Source organism: Ruegeria sp. I3 (assembly GCF_056532525.1).
In genome coordinates this window covers 338,816-358,931 of sequence record NZ_JBQFNI010000001.1, presented here as the reverse complement: position 1 = coordinate 358,931, position 20,116 = coordinate 338,816, and the positions used below count along the sequence as shown (strand labels likewise).

Annotated in this window: 14 protein-coding genes and 1 tRNA gene; 3 read left to right on the top strand and 12 right to left on the bottom strand. The window is 57.6% G+C overall.

Annotated features, from left to right (window positions below):
- Positions 1 to 29 precede the first annotated feature (29 nt).
- A complete protein-coding gene (locus ACR0L9_RS01930; RefSeq protein WP_170402209.1) occupies positions 30 to 863 on the top strand; it encodes a LysR family transcriptional regulator in 834 nt (277 codons plus the stop codon).
- A 2-nt stretch (positions 864 to 865) separates the two neighbouring features.
- Here the strand turns inward: ACR0L9_RS01930 and lptF are convergent, their stop codons facing one another.
- The 8 genes from lptF to ACR0L9_RS01890 form a co-directional block, all read right to left on the bottom strand.
- On the bottom strand, positions 866 to 2,005 hold the full coding sequence (gene lptF / locus ACR0L9_RS01925) for an LPS export ABC transporter permease LptF (protein ID WP_170564396.1): 1,140 nt from the start codon (positions 2,003 to 2,005) through the stop codon (positions 866 to 868).
- A gap of 72 nt (positions 2,006 to 2,077) precedes the next feature.
- Entirely contained in the window at positions 2,078 to 3,493 is a 1,416-nt protein-coding gene (gene qhpG / locus ACR0L9_RS01920; RefSeq protein WP_170564400.1) for a flavin-dependent monooxygenase QhpG, read from the bottom strand.
- A gap of 4 nt (positions 3,494 to 3,497) precedes the next feature.
- Complete coding sequence (locus ACR0L9_RS01915) at positions 3,498 to 4,808, bottom strand: radical SAM protein (protein WP_480894514.1); 1,311 nt, start codon at positions 4,806 to 4,808, stop codon at positions 3,498 to 3,500.
- Positions 4,805 to 6,565, bottom strand: a complete 1,761-nt coding sequence (locus ACR0L9_RS01910; protein WP_480894513.1) for a ferritin-like domain-containing protein — start codon at positions 6,563 to 6,565, stop codon at positions 4,805 to 4,807. The genes ACR0L9_RS01915 and ACR0L9_RS01910 overlap by 4 nt, the downstream gene beginning before the upstream one ends.
- A complete protein-coding gene (locus tag ACR0L9_RS01905; protein WP_170594301.1) occupies positions 6,558 to 8,231 on the bottom strand; it encodes a hypothetical protein in 1,674 nt (557 codons plus the stop codon). The genes ACR0L9_RS01910 and ACR0L9_RS01905 overlap by 8 nt, the downstream gene beginning before the upstream one ends.
- Before the next feature lie 39 nt (positions 8,232 to 8,270).
- Positions 8,271 to 9,836: an FAD-binding oxidoreductase gene (locus ACR0L9_RS01900; RefSeq protein WP_480894511.1), complete on the bottom strand. Its 1,566-nt coding sequence runs from the start codon at positions 9,834 to 9,836 to the stop codon at positions 8,271 to 8,273.
- A 120-nt stretch (positions 9,837 to 9,956) separates the two neighbouring features.
- Positions 9,957 to 13,262, bottom strand: coding sequence for an adenylate/guanylate cyclase domain-containing protein (locus tag ACR0L9_RS01895; RefSeq protein WP_480894509.1), 3,306 nt, complete (start codon positions 13,260 to 13,262; stop codon positions 9,957 to 9,959).
- Between the two features lie 228 nt (positions 13,263 to 13,490).
- Positions 13,491 to 13,566 (bottom strand) — tRNA-Trp (locus tag ACR0L9_RS01890).
- A 142-nt stretch (positions 13,567 to 13,708) separates the two neighbouring features.
- On the opposite strand from ACR0L9_RS01890, the gene ACR0L9_RS01885 reads away from it, so the two are divergent.
- Positions 13,709 to 14,413 (top strand): DUF374 domain-containing protein, encoded by a 705-nt coding sequence (locus ACR0L9_RS01885; protein WP_170392582.1) that lies wholly within the window; start codon positions 13,709 to 13,711, stop codon positions 14,411 to 14,413.
- Positions 14,414 to 14,447: 34 nt separating this feature from the next.
- Here ACR0L9_RS01885 and ACR0L9_RS01880 read toward each other — a convergent pair whose 3' ends face one another.
- The 4 genes from ACR0L9_RS01880 to parC all read right to left on the bottom strand — a co-directional run bounded on the left by ACR0L9_RS01880 (position 14,448) and on the right by parC (position 19,268).
- Positions 14,448 to 14,669: a hypothetical protein gene (locus ACR0L9_RS01880; protein WP_170420395.1), complete on the bottom strand. Its 222-nt coding sequence runs from the start codon at positions 14,667 to 14,669 to the stop codon at positions 14,448 to 14,450.
- A 270-nt stretch (positions 14,670 to 14,939) separates the two neighbouring features.
- Positions 14,940 to 16,115: an elongation factor Tu gene (gene tuf, locus ACR0L9_RS01875; protein WP_010441214.1), complete on the bottom strand. Its 1,176-nt coding sequence runs from the start codon at positions 16,113 to 16,115 to the stop codon at positions 14,940 to 14,942.
- Between the two features lie 116 nt (positions 16,116 to 16,231).
- On the bottom strand, positions 16,232 to 16,822 hold the full coding sequence (locus ACR0L9_RS01870) for a hypothetical protein (protein ID WP_170392584.1): 591 nt from the start codon (positions 16,820 to 16,822) through the stop codon (positions 16,232 to 16,234).
- Between the two features lie 97 nt (positions 16,823 to 16,919).
- Positions 16,920 to 19,268 (bottom strand): DNA topoisomerase IV subunit A, encoded by a 2,349-nt coding sequence (parC, locus tag ACR0L9_RS01865; RefSeq protein ID WP_170818854.1) that lies wholly within the window; start codon positions 19,266 to 19,268, stop codon positions 16,920 to 16,922.
- Between the two features lie 200 nt (positions 19,269 to 19,468).
- Here parC and ACR0L9_RS01860 point away from each other — a divergent pair, with 200 nt between their 5' ends.
- Entirely contained in the window at positions 19,469 to 20,110 is a 642-nt protein-coding gene (locus ACR0L9_RS01860) for an SH3 domain-containing protein (RefSeq protein ID WP_480454364.1), read from the top strand.
- Positions 20,111 to 20,116: the final 6 nt, after the last annotated feature.

Genomic DNA, 20,116 nt, shown 5'->3' with positions numbered 1-20,116 from the left:
TATCAATACGATCAAAAAATACTTTCAATATGCAAACCAAATCTCTCGAAACATTTTTAAGCGTAGCCGAAACCGGTGGGTTTCACTCAGCGGCCCGTAAGTTGAATGTAACCCAAACCGCAGTCAGCGCCCGGATCAGGGCCCTGGAAGACGCAACAGGCAAACCGCTGTTTTCGCGCGGGGCAGGCGGAACGGTATTGACCGAGTACGGTCGCCAATTCAAACCCTATGCTGAACAGATGCTGTCGCTGTGGTCGTTCGCAGCCAACGACCTGCCTGAACAGATTCAAAATCGGTTGGCACTGCGTCTGGGTGCCCAGTTGAGCGTGTGGGATCCGTTACTGGTGGACCTTGCTGTTCGCTTTGAACAACGGTTTGGACAATTGCTTTTAACCCTGAATTACGACCATGATTTGGATATGGTCGACGCCGTTGCTACCCACGTACTTGACGCCGCGCTGACCCATGAAAAACCTGCGGACCGGCGCGTGGTATTCCACGAACTTGCGCCCGAACGGCTGTCTTTGGTTCAAAGCAGGAAGGATGCGAACACCGACGCTGAACGGGTATTTGTCAACATAGAACTGGGCGAGACCTACCGGGATCATGTCCGTTCCACTGCGCGTCTCGCGACAGGGCAAACTATCTTTCTGGGTAATTGCTTGATGGCTTTACGCTATCTCCTACAGCGTGGCGGGTATGGGTATTTCCCGGACTATGTCATCACTCAGCATCTGAACTCGGGCGAGCTGTTGCGCGAGAAAGATGCGCGCGACTTAATGCTACCGCTGTATTTGGTGGTCCGTTCGGATAGTCAAGAAGTTGAAAACATCCTGCAGTGCCTGGAGGAACTTCGCCGCTGACTTCAGACCGGTGACGGCTTTGTTGCTCCGTTTCGAACCCTTTTTCGCAGCAAGGGTCGCCCCGCGGCCAGTAAAAACAGAACCGACACAAGCACGCCCATAACGGCGGGAAGATACAGCAAGCCCCAAAGTCTGGGATCATTGATGACGAACGGGGATACGAATCCCCGAACCCCCTCAAGCAGGACCAGAATGGTAAAGGCACCCAGGATCTGAGGCCAAAGCCCAAAGCGCGAAAAGCTACCCAGCATCAGGGTCGAATATCCGACCAATGCGACCGCAATACATATCGCAATCCACGAGAACCTCTGGTGCAGCTCATCCACCAGATGGCCGATGCTGTGATCATCTTTCACTGAGACCGCTTCGCGATCCCAGATCAACTCGACCGTCGGGATGGCTTCAAGGCTGCGATGGCCCATACTCGAATTCTGGGTCAGTTCGGAAATGTCGTAAGAGGCGTCTTCGAACAACGTGGATGACAGCGTGTTACCAGCCTGATCATACCGTAGCGCAATCCCATCCAGCATAACCAGATGAATGCCCGAAGCCTGATTGACCAGATAGGCCGTAGCACTGGAATAACTGACAGGGTTAATCCCATCGCGACGGTCCGAGACGAAGACTTCGCGCAGCGTTCCGTCCAAATCGATATTGCCGATATAGACGGTTACACCTTCTGCTGGATGCAAGAACTCGCCCTCATTCAACAGCTGTGCGGTGACATCTCCGGCAACTTCATCCTGTCTTAATTCCAGTTGATCAACCGATGCAGGTCGCAAAAAGACGCTGATGACAGCCATCATCAGTCCCGCACTGAGCCCGAACACCAAGACCGCTCGCGCAAGTCGCCACGGGCTGGAGCCTGTTGCCAGCATCACCGTCATCTCGCTTTCGCGGCTCAAACGGTTGGTGGCGTAAACAGCGGCCGCAAACACCGCCATGGGCATGACCGTCCGGATCAGCGTCGGCAAGGTCAACGCCGTGAACTCCAGGAATACCATCGCCGATTGGCCGCCGCTGATGACCCGATCAAAAAGGCTGACTGAACGCGTGATCCAGAACACCCCGACAAGCACAAGGGTGAAAAAGCCAAACAGCACCAGCAATTGCCGCAGGAAATACCCATCAAAACGCGACATGCGACCTCTTGTTTCTTGGCGATTGGCGTTGCGGCGGACTTTAGGTGATTCAACGCGCCGAGGAAACCTCGATTAAGCCTGATCAGCGGCGGGGATCACGATGCGATGATACCAAAGCCAGCGCAGAATGCGCGACGCCGTGTGCGTGGCCAAAACCTCTGACCAGCTCTTGATGATGTTCAAAGTGGTTGTCGGGGCGCCCAGCCGCTCTAACAACGGTCCCAGCATTGCGCCCTCCAGATTTGCAACTGGCCTTGGAAGATTCGGGTGCCCTATGACAAGGCCGGGTTCGATATGCGAAGCGGTTTGCACGCCGGAAGTGATGAGCTTGGCCTGAGGTGACAGGATGAGGGGCTGATCATCACGCAACGCCTCCGTGTTTGGATCGAACGCTGGAGACTTTACCCAATCCAACGGCTTTGCGCGCTCAGCCCAGAAGTGCGAAGGATCGACAGCATGCTGCCGTGCATAGAAATCGGCTGCGAGCGCTGCATGGGTCTGCACACGCTCGAATTGCCGATCCGCATAAAAAGACAAGGCCAGATCACTATGATCGGGGGTTGTCAGAAGCGTGTTCACCACAGCTGCGGCCTGCACCGCCTGCCCCATCGCCAATTGCACCCCCTGCGACGACAAAGCGTCGACCGCGAAGCTGGCCTCTCCGACCCGCAGAAGGTCGCGCGTTGGCGGTGTTGTCTCGGCCTGGCTGGTCGCATCCGCCCGCCGCGCAGGCCCGATACGGCGCTGTTCCAGACAGGGCGCTAGTAGTGTCGAACGGGCCAGAAGATTCAGATAGAGATCGCGTCGATCTGCGGGTGGCAGCCCGATGCAGGCGTCGGGATCGACAAAAACCATTGCGTTGACCACTCCTCCCGGTAACAACGCGCCCCAATACCAATGCCCTTGTCCCGCCTCGACCCGGGCTTGCGGGCCAAAGCCCGGCGGCACGTGCCAATAAGCATAAAGCGCCAACAAAGGTTGGGATGCAGGGCGAAACCTGCGGCCCAGCCCGGCTTGCCGTCCCGCTGCGTCCAGCAGGATTTGTGCCCGGATCCGAAAGGCGCCCGTGTCGGTCCGAACGGGAATCTCCCAACCAGACTGCTGGCGCACCGGGCGGTATGCGCGCGCAGGTTGGACGACCTGTGCCCCCGCCGCTTGTGCTGCATGTAACAGCACCGCATCAAACTGGCCCCGGTCAACCAAAAGTCCGGGGTGATCACCTTCGACGCCGCGACGTTCGAACGCTCCGGCCCAATGCAAAAGCGATCCGCTTGCACGCAGAAAACCGGCTTGGGAAACGGTTTCGTCGACCCCCAACAGGTTCAGGATCGGCCAGATTGATGGCGGCAATGACTCGCCGACATGTTGGCGCGGGAACGTTTGCCGCTCGATCAGGCAGACGCGCCGACCTAGCTGAGCCAACCTCAGCGCAGCAGCGCTACCTGCCGGGCCGCCTCCGATCACGCAGATTTCGGTCTCAATCTCCATCCGTTCAGGCAGAGGCCACCCGTGCGGACACGCCAAAATAATCCGGACGTGCTTCGGACAAGCGGACATAGGCTTGAAGGCAATAGTGCAGCCAACCTCGAATGTAGTCGCAAGCGGGGCGTCCGCGATGGATGACTTCGTGATGACACCCGCCGCCGCAGAGATACCGCGCCCAGCAGGTGCCGCACGGGGATTGTGTGTGCACGTGCCGATCCGCCAACCAGTTCTCGCGCCGAAGATCAGGGCCATCATATACATCGCCCATGGCTCCGGCTTCGTCTTCAACAAAGCGATGGCAGGCGAACAGGCCGCCATCAGCGGACACGCCAAAATACCCGCCCCCTGCCCCGCAGGCATAGGGCCGGTGGGTGCCTCGGTGGATCTCCTGCATCGCCGCTGCCATATTCGAGAAAGGGTAGCGCCACCCTTCGATTACCGCCGCCTCGAAAACTTCGCCGCAACGGATCATCTGCGATAACATCTCGTCCAAATCACTCCGGTTCAGTTCATGCTGACCGTTGGGCGAGGCCAGCATGGGCGAGAATCCAATCGAATGAAATCCCATTCCCACAAACCGATCCAGCGTCTCTGGCAGGTTCATATTCTTCGACGTAACCGTTACCCGGGCACCAACCTGCATACGGTGTTGAGCTGCCAGCAAAGGCTCGACCCGCTTCAGGATCGTATCAAAACTACCCCGACCGCCACGATTTGGGCGCAGCTTGTCATGGACCTCGCCCACGCCATCCAGACTGATGGTGACAGCAAATCCATGCGCATCGAAAAACGCCGCATCCTCGGGGCGTAGCAGGGTCCCGTTGGTTGTGATCGATAACCCGACGCTCAACCCGTTGGCCTGCGCCTGATCGACGGCATATTCCGTAGTGCGTTGCACCAGATCGCGGTTGATCAGAGGTTCTCCACCCAAATAGGCAAGGTTGATCCGCACACCGGGTTCGGCTTCGGCCACCAGCCGATCAACCGAAGCCTTGGCGACTTCCCATTCCATATTCCGCGCGGGTCCGCCAAATTCTCCCCCTGCAGCATAGCAATAAGTGCAAGCCAGATTGCATTTCTGCGCCACTGCCAGTGACAGCGACCTCACGGGCATACTCTGAGGCGGCGTGTCATCGATGAAAGGTGTTCCATCCAATCCCATGGACCTGAGGAAAGCGCTTTGACTTCTCTTGTCCATCGTTGCGAATTGGTCCGCCGTCCCCTCAGGCACATCAAACACGCGCGATCCATCAACGGCCAGCATGTGATCTCCATGCCCTGTGTCAAAGAAATGCACCTGCGCGGCGGGTGGGATCACGCCTTACCCTCCGTCCAGAACGGGATGCCAATCCCCTTGGCGGCCAGCGCTTCGCCCTCGACGCGGAACAGCTTCATGTCATCGCGCACCTGCTGGATGTAGGCCTGGGAGTCTTCAAATTTGCCATCCGCTTCAAGCGCATAGGCGTTGGCCAACCCATCCTTGACCTTAGCGTAGAGTTCCAGCGCCGTCCTGGCCTCCTCTTCAGTGCCAACCTCAATCTGACGCAAATAGGCAGGCGTGCCCTCTCCCGTATCGTATTTGGCCAAAACGTCCTTCATTTGACTGAAGCGCAGGAAGTGCTCGTCCCCGTCGGTGTCGATCCGTACCGCCAGCGCATAAAGGCGGCGTTCCGGGAACAAATCCTCCTGCTCCAAAGTCGCCACACATTGTGCATAAGCGCGGTCAATAAAGCCTCCGGGGCGCTCGATCTCGATGAAATCCGCAAGCGCTTCGGCCGTTAGTGGCCTCAGTGCGCGCGGCTGCGTCTTACCCTTGCCCGCCGGCAAGGTTTCGGACGGGGTCAAGATGGGTTCATACCCCTCAGGCTCAAGCTCCCAAAGCAACTGGTTCGCCCAGCGCATATGGGTCATCTCGCCAATCGCGACCTCCAGCACCGAACGCCGGGCAAATATCAGATCGTCTTTCAGCGTCGGCCATTTTCGGGTATCCGCCGTTTCGGGATCCGCCAACGAAAAATAGGCATAGAGATATTGCAGGCTCAGCGTCATCTCCATCGCGGCCAGACGCGTCTTGAGGTCCTCGATCATCGCCTGCGGCGTGTCATAGGGCTCCACGCCTGGCATTTCGGGATCAACTTCATAAACCTCGCCCGTTTCGCGGCCTTCAACGACGATAGGCAATTCGCTCCACATCTGATTTACCTGATAATGGTCAATCTGGTAGGGGCGGTTTTGTTCGACCGTATTCAGCGCCGCGACGTTACCGGACGGAGACTTGTCCGAGCGCAGCCAATCCAGATAGGTCTCGGCCTCGATCGGGTTCTTTGACTGACCCGAGGGTAACTGATCGTCATGTGCAACCTCGGCCATCACCACATCGGGATGGTTCGAGGGCCAGTAGTGGCAGCCGCAGTCGCGGAAGTCATGGGACCACGGGTTGCACAGGCTTTGCGTCAATTCTCCGGGATCATAGGCTTCGCTGAAGACCCCCGCCTCGGTCCGGTACTGGCGGCGGAATCCGTGCAGGACGACCTGCTCGGTATCCACGATGCCCTCATGATTGCGCCGTTCCAGAGCAATGCTGACCGGTTTGTTATCACCATGTTCCAGACTGCGGATGAACCGCCAAATCATCAGCCCGTCATAGGGTGTGCCGTCTTCCTCCTTGAAAGTGATGCGCTTACCGCTCTGCTCGACCCATGACAGGAACCAGCGACCTTGGCTGAGCTTTGCGCCGATGTCACCGCTGTAGGCCTCCAACAGCGTCTGCACCCACTCCTCGGGGCTGTTGTCAGGCAGCATCGGATCATAGAAATAGTCCACAAAAACCAGATGGAAGCCCTGTGAATTCTTCGGCGCCTCGGGCACGGGGTTCAGCGGCACCCGCGCGGCGTTGAACACCAGACCGGGGAAAAAGCGGCGGTCCAGGTTGCGCACATCCATTTCCAGACCGGGAAAGCAATTCCCCACCGATCCGTCCAGTCGCGTGTTGTCGGGGTTGCCCGGTACCTTATAGGCCGCGCGGGCGGTCAGGTTGCGGGGTTTAACGCGGATTTGGCCGGGCTGATCAGACATTCTGAGCCTCCGTTTCCTGTGCAACCAGATAGTCGATGAACGAGATCACCAGATGGTACTGCCTGCGCGACAGCGACAGCGGGTAATAGTTGGAATCGCGCATATAGGGCGGCATCCGCGCGTCGTGCATCGAGTCGCGGATAATCCGAGGATCGCGAAAATCCGGGTTCGGATTTTGATCAGGGTTCGGGTCGGTTTCAAGCTCGGTCAGGATACCATATGGTGGACGCAGCAGTGTTTTAACGAAATCCGGGCGACGGCGTAGGAAATCCAGCAGGTTGGCCTCGTCAATCAACTGCTCATGCACGAACTTCGTCGCCACTGTATAGGGCAGCCGATCATTCGGCACGGAGTTCGAAAAGACCGAGATCGGTTGCGGGCGGATCAGTTCGTCGATCTTGTCCGGCGGCCTTGCATCCTCCTCCGTCATGGATTTCGCATCGGTTGACGGCAGGCCCGGCGTCGGGGAAATCCCGGTTTTCGCCTGTAATTTGGCATTGTCCTTCAAACCTTGCGCGCGGATATCGTCGAGGTTGATCAGGCTGTTGGTCTCGAAGGCGCGGCGGAAGATATCGACCACCTCGTCTTTGGCCTGGGTGTAGTTTTCTTCAGTTACCGAGATTAGCGACAGATCACGATCGGCCAGATCATCCTCAAGGCTATAGAACGGACGCGCATCAGGTGCAAAATCGGGTGGTCCGGTCATGATCGTGGCGCGTGCGGTTAGGCGTTCGCCACGCACAGCCAGCGTCGCCTCGATCACGCCATCGCTGGTGTCATCGGCCACTCCCCAGGATTGGTCATTGCCCACACGGGCACCGTCGTAACTATCGTGCGGCTCAGGGTCGTCCGAGGTGCCGGACATCATGATCCATTTCGACCAAGGGGTGTCGGGGTTCAGGATGCGGTTCTGTTCGGGCACGATTTCGTGGATGCGACCATATTCCGATTTCGGCGGGTCGTTCTGATAGCCCGGTACGGCCAGCGTCGCCGGACCGTATGCAGCATCAGGCGGGCCATAAACCTCACCTTTCGGAGGCATAAAGCGCAGGCGCAGGATGCTGCGGTCGATGAACTCCCCTTCGACCGGTTCATCATGACCCTGCACAGGATGCATCACACGGATTGAGCCTAGCGGGATCGGGTTATGCTCATAGACCATCGGCTGTTGTTCGGACGTATACGGGCTGAAGGCCAGCAGGGGTTTCGGGGTGAAATCCTGACCCGCAATCTCGACCCGTGCACGAAACCCGCAAGCCGCGTCGCCAGTCCGGCGCTCGGCCTTGGTGTTCCCGACGGTGACCGAATAGCGCACGTTTTGCAGCGACAGGCCCTGATCGTCGAGCAGATCGAGCGTCACCGGTGTCTCATATTCCTCGCCGGTCTCGGCATCATGCATCCGCGCCCACAGCTCAAAGAACGGGGCAACCGGGCGCAACGCGCCGCCTTCGTCGCGAAAGCGGATCGTGTCGGGATCGGGAAGATAGGCGGTGACACTGCCATCTTCGATCTCGCGAAAGGTTATGTTCGACCGGATGACCGTTTTGTTGTTGCCATGGGCATCCATGTCCTGCTGCCACTCATAGCTTTCCAGCGGTGTCTCACCCGGTCCAAGACGGGCAACCGCCATGGGTGGCAGAAAGAAAATCTCTTGGATCGTGTCCATACTGGGCCCTCCCCCGTTTGGCCTTGGCAGCCCCCGCTTTCAGGGGTTCGAATAGCTCTCGTATGTGATCGTTGGGTCGTCGAAGATCGACTTGGACGTATCTCGGATGATGTCTGGCGGAGCGTCATCCGGCACTGGCGAAATGCTCTGCTGATAATGGAAGAAATTATGCGGGTCGAATTTCTGCTTCACGAACAGCAAAGAGTTGAAATACTCGCCCCAGTATTGCCAGCGATAGTTCTTCTGAGTCCGCCGTGGATAGTTCTGATAGACGCGGTCAATGAAATAGCCTTCTTCGGTCATCAGTTCCATGAATCCGTCGAGCCACGGCACCACGATCTCTTTTTCTTCTTCCGACACCCAGAACACATCGACGTAGAAGTTCAGCGACACATCACGGTGAATGAAGGCATTGCCTTGTTTGCCCAACGGCATCCGATTGATCGCCCCCCCATAGGGTTCGATGGCCACAGCGCCATAAGCGTTGGGCGTGCTGTCGAGATAGTCTACGACGCGCTGCCATTCGGCTTCGTTGAGCTGGCGTTCAATATATCCGGCCTGCTTATCTTCACGCGCCTGATCGGGGACGACGGGGATGTCATATTTGTCGTCATACAGCCATGAGTTGATTTCTTGATAGGTGCCATAGTTCTGGTCGTCCTCACCCATCTCGCCGCCGATTTCATCGCTCAGCAGGGGCTGTACAAACGCGTTCCCCTCTTCGGACGTGCCATCATAGAGCGCCGACACCAGCAGTACCTTTCGATCTCCCTGATAGGCCAGAAAGATATAAGCCCCGAAACGGTCATCTTCGCAGGTGCGCATGTAGTTGGCCTGCAGGTACTCCAGTGCCTTGGCGGCTTTGTCCAACGGCCATGTGATGTGGCAACCCCAGACTTCATACAGCTGGTGCAGCTGGTAGCGGATTTCCAGCAACACACCAAAGTTGTTGCCGGTCCCGCCTCGTATGGCCCAGAAGAGGTCGGAGTTCGTGTCTTTGTCCGCGATCACGATACTGCCGTCCCACAGCATCACGGTGACACCCAGAACGCTGTCGCAAGCCATCCCAAGCCTGCGCGAGGTAAAGCCATAGCCGCCGCCCATCATGAAACCCGCCACGCAGACATCCTGACAGGCCCCGCCCGGCACGTGCAGGTGATAGGAGTTCAACTCCGAATTCAGCATCTTGAACGGTGTGCCCGGACCGACATAGGCCATCGGCACCTTTGGATCGACGGTCACGTAACGCATTCGGCTGGTATCCAGCACCATCTGGTTATTGACCGAATATCCCGCCGTGCTGTGACGCCCTGACCGCGCAACAACCCACAGGTCATGCTCGCGCGCGAAAGCAAGGCTGGCGCGTACATCCTGAACGGTCTCGCAATAGACGATGATCTCTGGGTAGTCCTGGAAAGCCGGATTCCAAACCTGCCGGTCATTGTTGTAATCCGCGTCGGTCGGCAGAGTGACCGTTCCGATCAGTTTCTTCTCAAATTCACGTATCTCATCGGGCGTGATCGAATGGTACTGCTGCAGCGCCAGATCGGTACGGCTTTGCGCCAAGACATCCTTGGCCAGAAGGGTTTTGCTGATCTTACGCATTAGGTCTCCTCATACCACAAGAGCGGGGCGCCGGACTGGTGACCCAGCGCTAAAAAGTCGAAATTCAGGTATCATCCCAACTCTGCCCGCGCCCAAGCTGGCAGCAAGTTGGCCTTCGGGTCAAGTAATCGTTTCCATCAACGCTCGTGCGTCTTTGAGGTCCGGCAGTTGGGCATCTTGATGGAAATGCGACATGACCGAATTCAACGCCTCACCAACCGGTTCGCCTCGGTGTTGCCGCCACTCCGCCAACGCGACCGCTGCACGAAGCTCGTAAAGCCGCGCGCCTTGCCTTTGCGCTGTTTCGATAGCGCGCAACAGCAGCGGTACGGGATCGCCCCCGGTCTTGGCTACAAGGGCGGCCTCAATACGCAGTTGATCGGCCTCGGCCCATTTCTCTTCGGTTTTGCTCAGAACATCTCTGGCGTGCGTCAGAGTCTGATGCGCAGCGTCGTGATGGCCGGCGTTTGTCTGAATCTCGGCAATCAGCGAAGGGAAGAAAGTCTTGTAATTTCCGGCCCCAACCGACCACCAGTCTTCCGACGCCTGACGCAGGTCCTCGATATGCTCGACTTCAGAGGTCGTGGTCGCCTTTGCCCAGCTTTCCCATAGCCGCGCAATGGTCGCCATAAAGGGTAGCGAATGCTCCTCGGCGACTTCGGACAGCGCCTTAACATCCCTTTGCAATGCAGGGATGTCGCGCGCCAGCAGGTGAACCTTGCACATGTAAACCAAGATCTGCGCCACACTATGCGCGTGCTTGAGGTTCTTGGACCATTCCAGCGCTGTATTCTGCACCTGCAGGGCATCTTGATGCCGACCCATCAGGCAATAACATGTGCCCAGAAATGCTGATGTAATCGCGGCATGATCCGTTCCATAGACATAGGCTAGCTGGCTGTGCTGATCAAAATCATAAAGCGCCCAAGCTTGCTCAAGATGGCGCTTTGCATCTGACAGGTTGCCCAGATGCAATTGCACCGCCCCCATGGCGCGATGACCGACCATGCGGTGTTCGGTCTTGCCGCTTGTCGCCGCCAGATCGAGGATCTGCGCAGCCACGCCTTTCGCCAATCGATATTCGGCACGCACAAGATGGAATGCATATAGCCCGTTGAGCACAGGAAACAGCCGCTCGGTCTCGTCAGCTCGGTGACATAGTTCGCGCAGACGCCCATAGGCCTCACCCGTCGCATCCCCTGAAATACCGCTTGTTGAGCGCAGGACACCGGCACGCAGAATCTGGATGTCGATCTCTTGCAAATCCCGTGCACGGCTCTTTGGCAGATCGGCAAGCTGATCCAGAGCTTTCGACAGATGGGTCAACGCCTCGGCCTGGGCCGAGCGTTCGATCGCTCGACGCCCCGCGCTTTGCCAGTGCATCACGGCCTCATCCGCGCGTTGGGCCAACGTGTAATGCTGTGCCAGAACCTCGGGCTGAGTCTGGGCCAGTTGCGGCTGGTTCTCTAGCAATGCACCCGCCGCGCGGTCATGCAGCGACTGCCGTTCCGTGCGCAGCAGGCTGTCATAAGCCATGTCGCGAATCAATGCGTGGCGGAAGATGAACTCATCCTCTGCCGCATCCGGGGCTTGAAGAATGATCCCGGCCGATGAGAGCTGTTCCAGTCCGGCCTGCAGAACCGTCGGAGACAGAAACGAAACAGAGGCCAGCAACGCGATCGAGAACTGCCGCCCGAACACGGCGCCGGTTTGCGCCACTTCTTTGGCCTTGCCCAAACGGTCTAGACGCTCCATCAGCGAATCCTGCAACGTGCTGGGAACTGAAAGCGATGGCAGGGGGCCGCGCACGACATACCCCTTGTCGCTCAAGCGCAATTGCCCCGATTCCAAAAGACCGCGGGTCACTTCCTGGACATAAAGCGGAATGCCATCCGTCTTGGCCGCAATAAGGTCGCAAACCTCGGGTGGTACAGGGTGCCCCCCCGCCACCTCAGTTACGATCTCAGCCACATCCCGATTGGTCAAACGCTTGAGAGGTATACGCAGGGTATTGTTGTGGTGACCCCAACCCGGATCGAAACCGGTACGTGCTGTTACGACGATCAGCACCGGTAAGTCCCGAATATGTTCGATCACCCGATCTGTAAGAGACAAGGTGGTCGGATCAACCCAATGCGCATCTTCGAACAACAGCAACACCGGTCGTTCTCGCGCTAGCGTTGCAAGCTGTTCTGTCACTGCCTCCAACGTCTTCTCAAGCTTCACTTGCGGCGGCAGGTCGAGAGGCCCCAGCATAGCATCAGCATCAACGCTCAACAAATCAGCGATCAGGCGCACATGCTCAGGCGGGTGATGGCGCAAGAGGTACGAGAGTTTTCCCAGTTTATCCTCATCGTTGTCTGTCGGCGCAAATCCTGCGGCGCGTTCCAGATGCTGAATGATCGGATAAAGTGCCGAGTTGGCATGAAAGGGCGAACACTGGAAGTTCAGGCGAAGCGCGCCTTGATCCAGCACTTCTTGGCTAAGCCCCTCAATCAGGCGTGATTTGCCGATCCCTGCCTCGCCAGTGACAAGAACCGATTGTCCAGCGCCCTGACTTGCCTCATTCCATTTGTCGGTCAGCTTGCGGAACTCTGCCTGGCGCCCAATGAGCCGACCAGAACCGGCATCAGGCATTATGTCAAATCTGCGCTCGATCCGCGCCTGCCCTGTGACGCTCCAGGCTTGTATCGGTTCCGAAAACCCTTTCAGTGCGAAAGACCCGCGATCCTGCAGTTCAAATGCATTGCCCACCAATCTGCGAGTGGACGGGCTGATGATCAGTGTATTGGGCTCGGCCAAACTCTGCAAACGTGCTGCCAGATTGGGTGTCCGCCCCATGACCACGTCATGTTCCTTCAACCCTTCGCCATGGATCTCGCCCACAACGACAAGACCGGTCGAAACACCGATCCGCGCAGTCAGACGCTCCTGGCCTTCCATGCGATTCAATCCTTCAAGAATATCCAGACCCGCATGAACGGCGCGCGAGGCCGCATCTTCCACCGCATGAGGATACCCGAAATAGATCATCGCCCCGTCACCCATGAAATCGGCGATATGTCCACCAAATCGAGCAACCGAGGTCGAGCAAATTTCCTTGAACCGCCGAAGCAGCTCCCCCAAGTCTTCGGGATCAAGCCGCTCGGACATGGCAGTCGAGCCAACCAGATCAACAAACATAACTGTCAGTTGCCTCCGCTCGGCGACAATCTTCCCGCTGCCTTGCACCGGGGTCGGATTGGCATCCCGCGCCTGCCCCAATGCGGCCATCAATCGGCGCCTTGGTCCAAGTGGCAGCCCAAGGTCGATCAAATCATGTTCGGAGAGATGTGCGAGATCGGCCAATGTAACTTCGTTCGACGCGAATACCGGCGCATATTTCGACAGCCCGTGTTCTTCAAGGAATGCGTCGATCTCTGTCATTATCCCCGTTGTCCCCGATCGTCTCCGGGTTCCCCTACCCGGTCAGGCTTGCATATTGTGACACAAAAGCCGAACGACTTTAGCACATTAGCTGGACAGTCCTGATGGCTTTTCCTTCAGCCTTGATCAAGCTTTTTCTTTATTGCCGCACACGTCAAGTGAATTGCGCCACACGTAAGCACCAAGCCCACGCCTCTGTTGCAGGAATTTCGCTTGTCTGGTGGGAAATGGCAGGGGCAGCAGGGTTCGAACCCGCGACCTACGGTTTTGGAGACCGTCGCTCTACCAACTGAGCTATACCCCTAGGCTGGGCCATCAGATATGACAGAGGCGCAGCGGACTCAAGAGGCTTTTTGAGTTTTCCGAACACTTTACCGCTGACAAAAAAGTTGCGCCCGGCGCGCAGTTCTTTAAGACAAGGCTCGGCCAGCAGGAGGACCGCAGCCTTGAGCATCCGCAAGAAAATCGCAGACAGCGAAGCCGTGCTGAACTGGGTCGCGCGACGGATCGCAAGCTATATCCGGTTGGTGCATCGCAACACACGCTGGCAGCGCATCGGTTACGAAGAGCTGGATCAACTAGCCGAACAGGGCGAACCGGTCATCGTGGTGCTGTGGCACCAGAGACTGGCACAATCGCCATATTTCTTCCCACTGGACAAGGGCCGCATCTGCTCGATCACTTCGGCAGCGCGCGCGGGCAGCATGGTGGGGCGAGTGCAGAAGCTGTTCGGGATGGATACAATTGCAATGTCCAGCCGCAAGCGCCACGTCGCCTTGTCGCGCGAAGTGCTGGGAAAGATGAAACAGGGTATCTCGATTGGCATTGCCGCCGACGGCCCTCGCGGACCCGAGCGGGTATCCTCGACCGTACCGCTGGTCTGGGCTCGCACATCAGGTAAACGAGTTTTCGGCATCACCTATTCCGCGCGGCACGGGCGCGAAGCCGGAACTTGGGATCGTCTGCTGATGCCTCGCCCCTGGCGCAACGACGGCGTGTTTCTGTGCCGCGAATGGACCGATCCAGTTCCACGCAAGGCCAGCGAAGAGCAGATTGAGGCCCTTCGTCTGAGCCTTGAGCAGCATATGAACGACATCACCGCCGAGGCCGACCGGATGGTCGGGCGTGAGCCATGGGCAAAGAGCATTTGAACCCAGAACCCGGCGTGAAACGACTATTGCGCCGTTAGGCTGCGTCTGCGCTGGTTTTGACCGAGGTCGCTCCTCTCGCCATGCTGTCCGACATTTCAGCAAGCTTGATATCAAATCGCTTGCGCTCTCGGCAAAAGTCGCTGATTTTGCACTCAACTTCCTGTTCGTCGTCACCGAGAACAGCGGCTCTCATATCGTCCAAATCCTTGCTGTGAAGGATTTGCGTTCCATAATTTAGAAATTCAAAACCAAACATCTTGGTCTCCCCTGATCGCCGGGACGCGCTTGATTTGCGCGTCACCCTTGCTGTTGCAATAGAGAGCTGGGAGTTCAGTCTTCGTTTGGAGTGGACGGTAGATTAAGAATGCGAGATCGACAGCTGTTTTGTTCAATGAACTCAGCTTGCCCGAGATCATTCGACGAACAATCTCAATGCGCCGAGAAGATTGGATGAGAAAAGGCCGCCCCATGTGGAGCGGCCTTCTTTAGTTCACCGATTTGTCGGGCCAAAGCCCGACTACCGTGATTACTCGATGATTTTCGAGACGACGCCGGCGCCGACGGTGCGGCCGCCTTCGCGGATCGCAAAGCGCAGGCCGTCTTCCATCGCGATCGGGGCGATCAGCTCGACGGTGAAGCCGACGTTGTCGCCGGGCATAACCATCTCGGTGCCAGCCGCCAGGGTCACGGTGCCGGTCACGTCAGTTGTACGGAAGTAGAACTGCGGACGGTAGTTCGCGAAGAACGGAGTATGACGACCGCCTTCTTCCTTGGTCAGGATGTAGGCTTCGGCTTCGAACTTGGTGTGCGGTGTAACCGAACCCGGCTTACACAGAACCTGGCCACGCTCAACGCCGTCACGGTCGATACCGCGCAGCAGGGCGCCGATGTTGTCGCCCGCTTCACCGCGATCCAGCAGCTTGCGGAACATTTCAACACCAGTACAGGTGGTTTTCTGAGTGTCACGGATGCCGACGATTTCGATCTCGTCGCCAACATTGATCACGCCACGCTCGACACGGCCGGTCACAACGGTACCACGGCCCGAGATCGAGAACACGTCTTCGACCGGCATCAGGAACGGCTTGTCGACTTCACGCTCAGGGGTGTCGATGTAGTCATCAACAGCCGCCATCAGTTCCTTGATCTTCTCTTCGCCGATTTCCGGGTTGTTGCCTTCCATCGCGGCCAGAGCCGAACCTGCGATGATCGGAATATCGTCGCCGGGGTATTCATAGCTGGACAGCAGTTCGCGAACTTCCATCTCAACCAGTTCCAGCAGCTCTTCGTCGTCAACCTGGTCAACTTTGTTCATGAACACGACCATCTTCGGGATGCCAACCTGGCGGCCCAGCAGGATGTGCTCGCGGGTCTGCGGCATCGGGCCGTCAGCTGCGTTCACAACCAGGATCGCGCCGTCCATCTGAGCGGCACCGGTGATCATGTTCTTGACGTAGTCGGCGTGGCCGGGGCAGTCGACATGCGCATAGTGGCGGTTGTCGGTCTCGTACTCCACGTGGGCGGTCGAGATGGTGATGCCACGTGCTTTTTCTTCAGGCGCGCCGTCAATCTGGTCATACGCTTTGAAGTCACCGAAATACTTGGTGATTGCTGCGGTCAGCGTGGTCTTGCCGTGGTCAACGTGGCCAATCGTGCCGATGTTGACGTGCGGCTTATTACGCTCAAACTTTTCCTTTGCCATTCCTCAGGCGCCCTTTTTGCAATTTGGGGGACCCTTGGTCCCGTGGTTACATCTGCGCGCGCGAGATATTTGGTTCAGGGGGGAAAATCAAGCACATCCTGAGGGAAATGCATCCATCACGCCGGATTTTGTGTGACAGCTTCGGTTTCAAGCGGCTGGATCAAGCTGGGGCGCTTGTCAAACCAGCCATCATCCTTGTGCTCTTCGGCCAGCCACTCCTCAACCCGGTCGGCAACCTTCAAGGCCAGACCGTTCATCTGTTCTTCTCGGGTGCGCGCATTTCCTGATCCAGTAAGGGCGCTTTCACCGGTGGTATCTTCGAGCACCTGAAACTGCTTGCCTTTAGCAAGGAACTCTTTCTTTTCGACGTCATAGACGTTTACCAGAACGATGGCGGTGCTTTTGGGGTTGTAAATCACAGGAATTCCCGGAGGTGCCAACATGTAGCCCTCGAGACTGATGCCAATGTCGTATTCCTGTGAACCTTCATACCGGCCAAGCCTGATGTCCACTGCATTCTGGATCGCTTTGGTCCATTCATCCGGCGTAGCATCCCGCGAAACCGGTCCCTGAACGGCCTTTTCCGCAAAGGCATAATTCACGCGTAGCTTGAATTCACCCAGCGACTCGGGGTCTTCATAAACCTGCGTTTGGGTGCATGCGCCCATCAGGGCCAACCCGGTGATCAGTGTCAGAATGCGCAGCATGTCTCTCGTCTCGATAGGCCTGTTTTCTTTGGATGTAGCGCACCGATACGGGTTGTGCCAAGCCGTATCGGCAGATTTTCACCAAGCGGACAGCATATCACGAGAACTTGTAGTCCCTCGGAAAGCCATAAGGTGCTTTTTTCCCAACACCCGCACGCTTGGCCAACCATTGGGACATATCTGCCTCGTGCCGGGTTTTGTCGCCGCCCATGGACCATTTCAGGCCCTCTTCCCAGTTGAAGGTGGTGATATCGGATAACCCACCATCCAATTCCAGTGTGCCCTGCCGCCCACGCGCCATGTTGTACTTCTGCAAGCGGACACCCTTACCACGGGTCATCTCGGGCAGCTCCTCTGTCGGGAAGACTAGGAATTTCCCGTTCTGCGAGACAACAGCAACATGATCGCCCTCAACCGGCTTACAGATCATCGCCGTCTCGTCTCCTTTGACGTTCAGCACCTGTTTGCCATTCCGGGTCTGCGCCAGAACGTCATCTTCCGGCACCATAAAGCCGTTGCCCGCATCTGAGGCCACAAGCAGCTTGCGCCCCGGTTTGTGGATCAGGATGTCGATAATCTGCGCCTCGTTCGGCAGGTCGACCATCAGACGTAGCGGTTCGCCCATGCCACGCCCGCCAGGCAGGTTAGCGGCGCTGACGGTATAGAATCGGCCATTTGACGCAAAGACCAGCAGGCGGTCCGTAGTTTCCGCGTGGAAAATGAAACGCGGGCCGTCACCATCTTTGAACTTCAACTCGCGCTTCAGATCGATATGGCCGGTCATTGCCCTGATCCAACCCATCTGAGAGCAGACGACCGTGATCGGTTCCTTGTCGATCATCGCCTCAAGCGGCACTTCCTCGACCTGACCTGCCTCGGCAAATTGTGTCCGGCGCGCGCCGCCTTCATAGTCTTTGCCGAAGGTCTTCTTGGTCTCTTTGAGTTGCTCAGCGATCTTGGCCCATTGCAAGGCGGGATCAGCCAGCAGGTCTTCGAGATTGGCGCGTTCCAGCATCAGCTCGTCGCGTTCGCGGACCAGCTCCATCTCCTCCAGACGGCGTAAGCTGCGCAGGCGCATGTTGAGGATGGCGTCGACCTGAACTTCGGACAACTCACCCTCACCCGGTTTGGGCGAGATATAGTCGGACTCATCGGTTGCGCGGACGTGATCGATGCCCCAATCTTCGCGCATCAGAGCGGCCTTGGGGTCGTCGTCGTAGCGGATGATATCGATCACCCGGTCGAGGTTCAGGAAGGCGACGATAAAGCCCTCCAATACCTCAAGGCGGTGGTCGATCTTGGCCATGCGGTGACGCGACCGCCTGATCAGCACCTCTTGCCGGTGGTCAAGGAACGCGCGCAGCACTTCCTTCATCGAACAGACCTTGGGCGTCACCCCGTCGATCAGCACGTTCATGTTGAGGCTGAAGCGCACCTCAAGGTCCGAGTTGCGATAGAGCATGCCCATCAGCACCTCGGGGTCCACGTTCTTAGAACGTGGTTCAAGGATCAGGCGGATGTCATCAGCGGATTCGTCGCGGACATCGGCAAGGATCGGGATCTTCTTGGTCTGGATCAGTTCCGCGATCTTTTCGATCAGCTTGGATTTCTGAACCTGATAGGGAATCTCGGTGACGATGATCTGCCACTGGCCACGCCCCAGATCTTCAACCTTGTATTTACAGCGCAGCCGGAATGATCCACGCCCGGTGCGGTAGGCCTGCGCGATATTTTCGGGCGGCTCGACAATGACGCCACCGGTCGGAAAATCCGGGCCGGGAACATAGTTCAATAGCGTATCGTCACGCGCATCCGGCGTCTTGATCAGATGCAGACAAGCGTCGCACAGCTCGGAAATATTATGCGGCGGGATATTAGTCGCCATGCCCACCGCGATACCGCTGGCGCCATTGGCCAGTAGATTCGGGAACTGTGCAGGCAACACGACCGGTTCGGTCAGTGTGCCGTCATAGTTGTCGCGGAAATCGACAGCGTCTTCGTTCAACCCTTCCAACAGGGCTTCGGCCACGATGGTCATCCGCGCTTCGGTGTATCGAGAGGCCGCCGGATTATCGCCGTCGATATTGCCAAAATTCCCCTGCCCGTCGACCAGTGGATATCGGACGTTGAAGTCCTGTGCCAAGCGCGCCATTGCGTCGTAAATCGCCGCGTCGCCATGCGGGTGATAGTTACCCATCACGTCGCCAGAGATTTTCGCTGACTTACGGAAACCGCCCGTCGCACTGAGTCGCAACTCGCGCATCGCGTAGAGGATTCGCCGGTGAACCGGCTTCAATCCATCGCGCGCATCTGGCAAAGCGCGGTGCATGATGGTGGAAAGCGCGTAGGTCAGGTAGCGCTCGCCAATTGCGCGGCGCAGCGGCTCGGCTACCTCGCCCCCATTGTCAGGGGTCTCCATATTGGGGTCGTCGATCGTATCGTTCATACATGATGTGATACGACGCAAGCGCGCGCGGGTAAAGCAATCGGCGCATATTTTGCTGGGGACAAGTCGGGCTTTTTGCAACAGGGGGAGGCAAGTATCGGATTTCCCCCGCTTTTCGACTCGAAGCTGAATCTATGGTAGGCTTTCGAACATTAAGACTGCTGCCTTTTATTGATGTTACGATTGCCAGGGGGTGCGCCATGAAGCGTGTTATTGTTATCACTTTCGCCATGCTCGGCTGGAGCTTCTATGTGATGAGCGGAGGCCCGGATTTCGAACCGCGCGGCACCCGCACCGAGCAACCGGTTCGCGTTGCCTCTGTGCCAGAACATGAGCCTGCATCCGACCACGCACCTCGGGCTAAAGACGACCACGCACCTCGGGCTGAAGACCTTGTGACCAACGTTGCCGCGCGCATTGTACAGGCGCGCGCTCAGCCCGAGCCACAAGTAGAGGAGGATGCCGCAGTCGTTCTGTCACAAGTCACCAACGATCCGCTGTCTCAGTTCTCTGCATTTGACGAGAACGGCGTCAGCTTTACTCTGGCTTCGCTTGAAGACGGAGCCGCCGGACTGTTGCAGGTCGAGGCCGAGGTGCAGGATGACATCACACCTGTGAATCAGGTCATCGAGCCCGAGAAAGATATCCGCGAAATCTCGGGCACGCGGGTCAATATGCGCGATGGGCCCGGAACGATTTACCCCATCATCGCCAAAGCCAAACTTGGCCAGCGCGTTGAGGTTCTCAGCGATTCCGGCACCGGCTGGCTGCGTTTGCGGTTATACCCTGATCAGCGTGTGGGTTGGATTTCTGCCTCACTGGTTCGGAAACCAACAAACTGACGCAAC

Bases quoted from the DNA above. Each gene is read 5' to 3' on its own strand.
- ACR0L9_RS01930 (WP_170402209.1), top strand. From the start codon at position 30: ATGCAAACCAAATCTCTCGAAACATTTTTAAGCGTAGCCGAAACCGGT.
- lptF (WP_170564396.1), bottom strand. From the start codon at position 2,005: ATGTCGCGTTTTGATGGGTATTTCCTGCGGCAATTGCTGGTGCTGTTT.
- qhpG (WP_170564400.1), bottom strand. From the start codon at position 3,493: ATGGAGATTGAGACCGAAATCTGCGTGATCGGAGGCGGCCCGGCAGGT.
- ACR0L9_RS01910 (WP_480894513.1), bottom strand. From the start codon at position 6,565: ATGTCTGATCAGCCCGGCCAAATCCGCGTTAAACCCCGCAACCTGACC.
- ACR0L9_RS01905 (WP_170594301.1), bottom strand. From the start codon at position 8,231: ATGGACACGATCCAAGAGATTTTCTTTCTGCCACCCATGGCGGTTGCC.
- ACR0L9_RS01900 (WP_480894511.1), bottom strand. From the start codon at position 9,836: ATGCGTAAGATCAGCAAAACCCTTCTGGCCAAGGATGTCTTGGCGCAA.
- ACR0L9_RS01895 (WP_480894509.1), bottom strand. From the start codon at position 13,262: ATGACAGAGATCGACGCATTCCTTGAAGAACACGGGCTGTCGAAATAT.
- ACR0L9_RS01880 (WP_170420395.1), bottom strand. From the start codon at position 14,669: ATGTTTGGTTTTGAATTTCTAAATTATGGAACGCAAATCCTTCACAGC.
- tuf (WP_010441214.1), bottom strand. From the start codon at position 16,115: ATGGCAAAGGAAAAGTTTGAGCGTAATAAGCCGCACGTCAACATCGGC.
- ACR0L9_RS01870 (WP_170392584.1), bottom strand. From the start codon at position 16,822: ATGCTGCGCATTCTGACACTGATCACCGGGTTGGCCCTGATGGGCGCA.
- parC (WP_170818854.1), bottom strand. From the start codon at position 19,268: ATGAACGATACGATCGACGACCCCAATATGGAGACCCCTGACAATGGG.
- ACR0L9_RS01860 (WP_480454364.1), top strand. From the start codon at position 19,469: ATGAAGCGTGTTATTGTTATCACTTTCGCCATGCTCGGCTGGAGCTTC.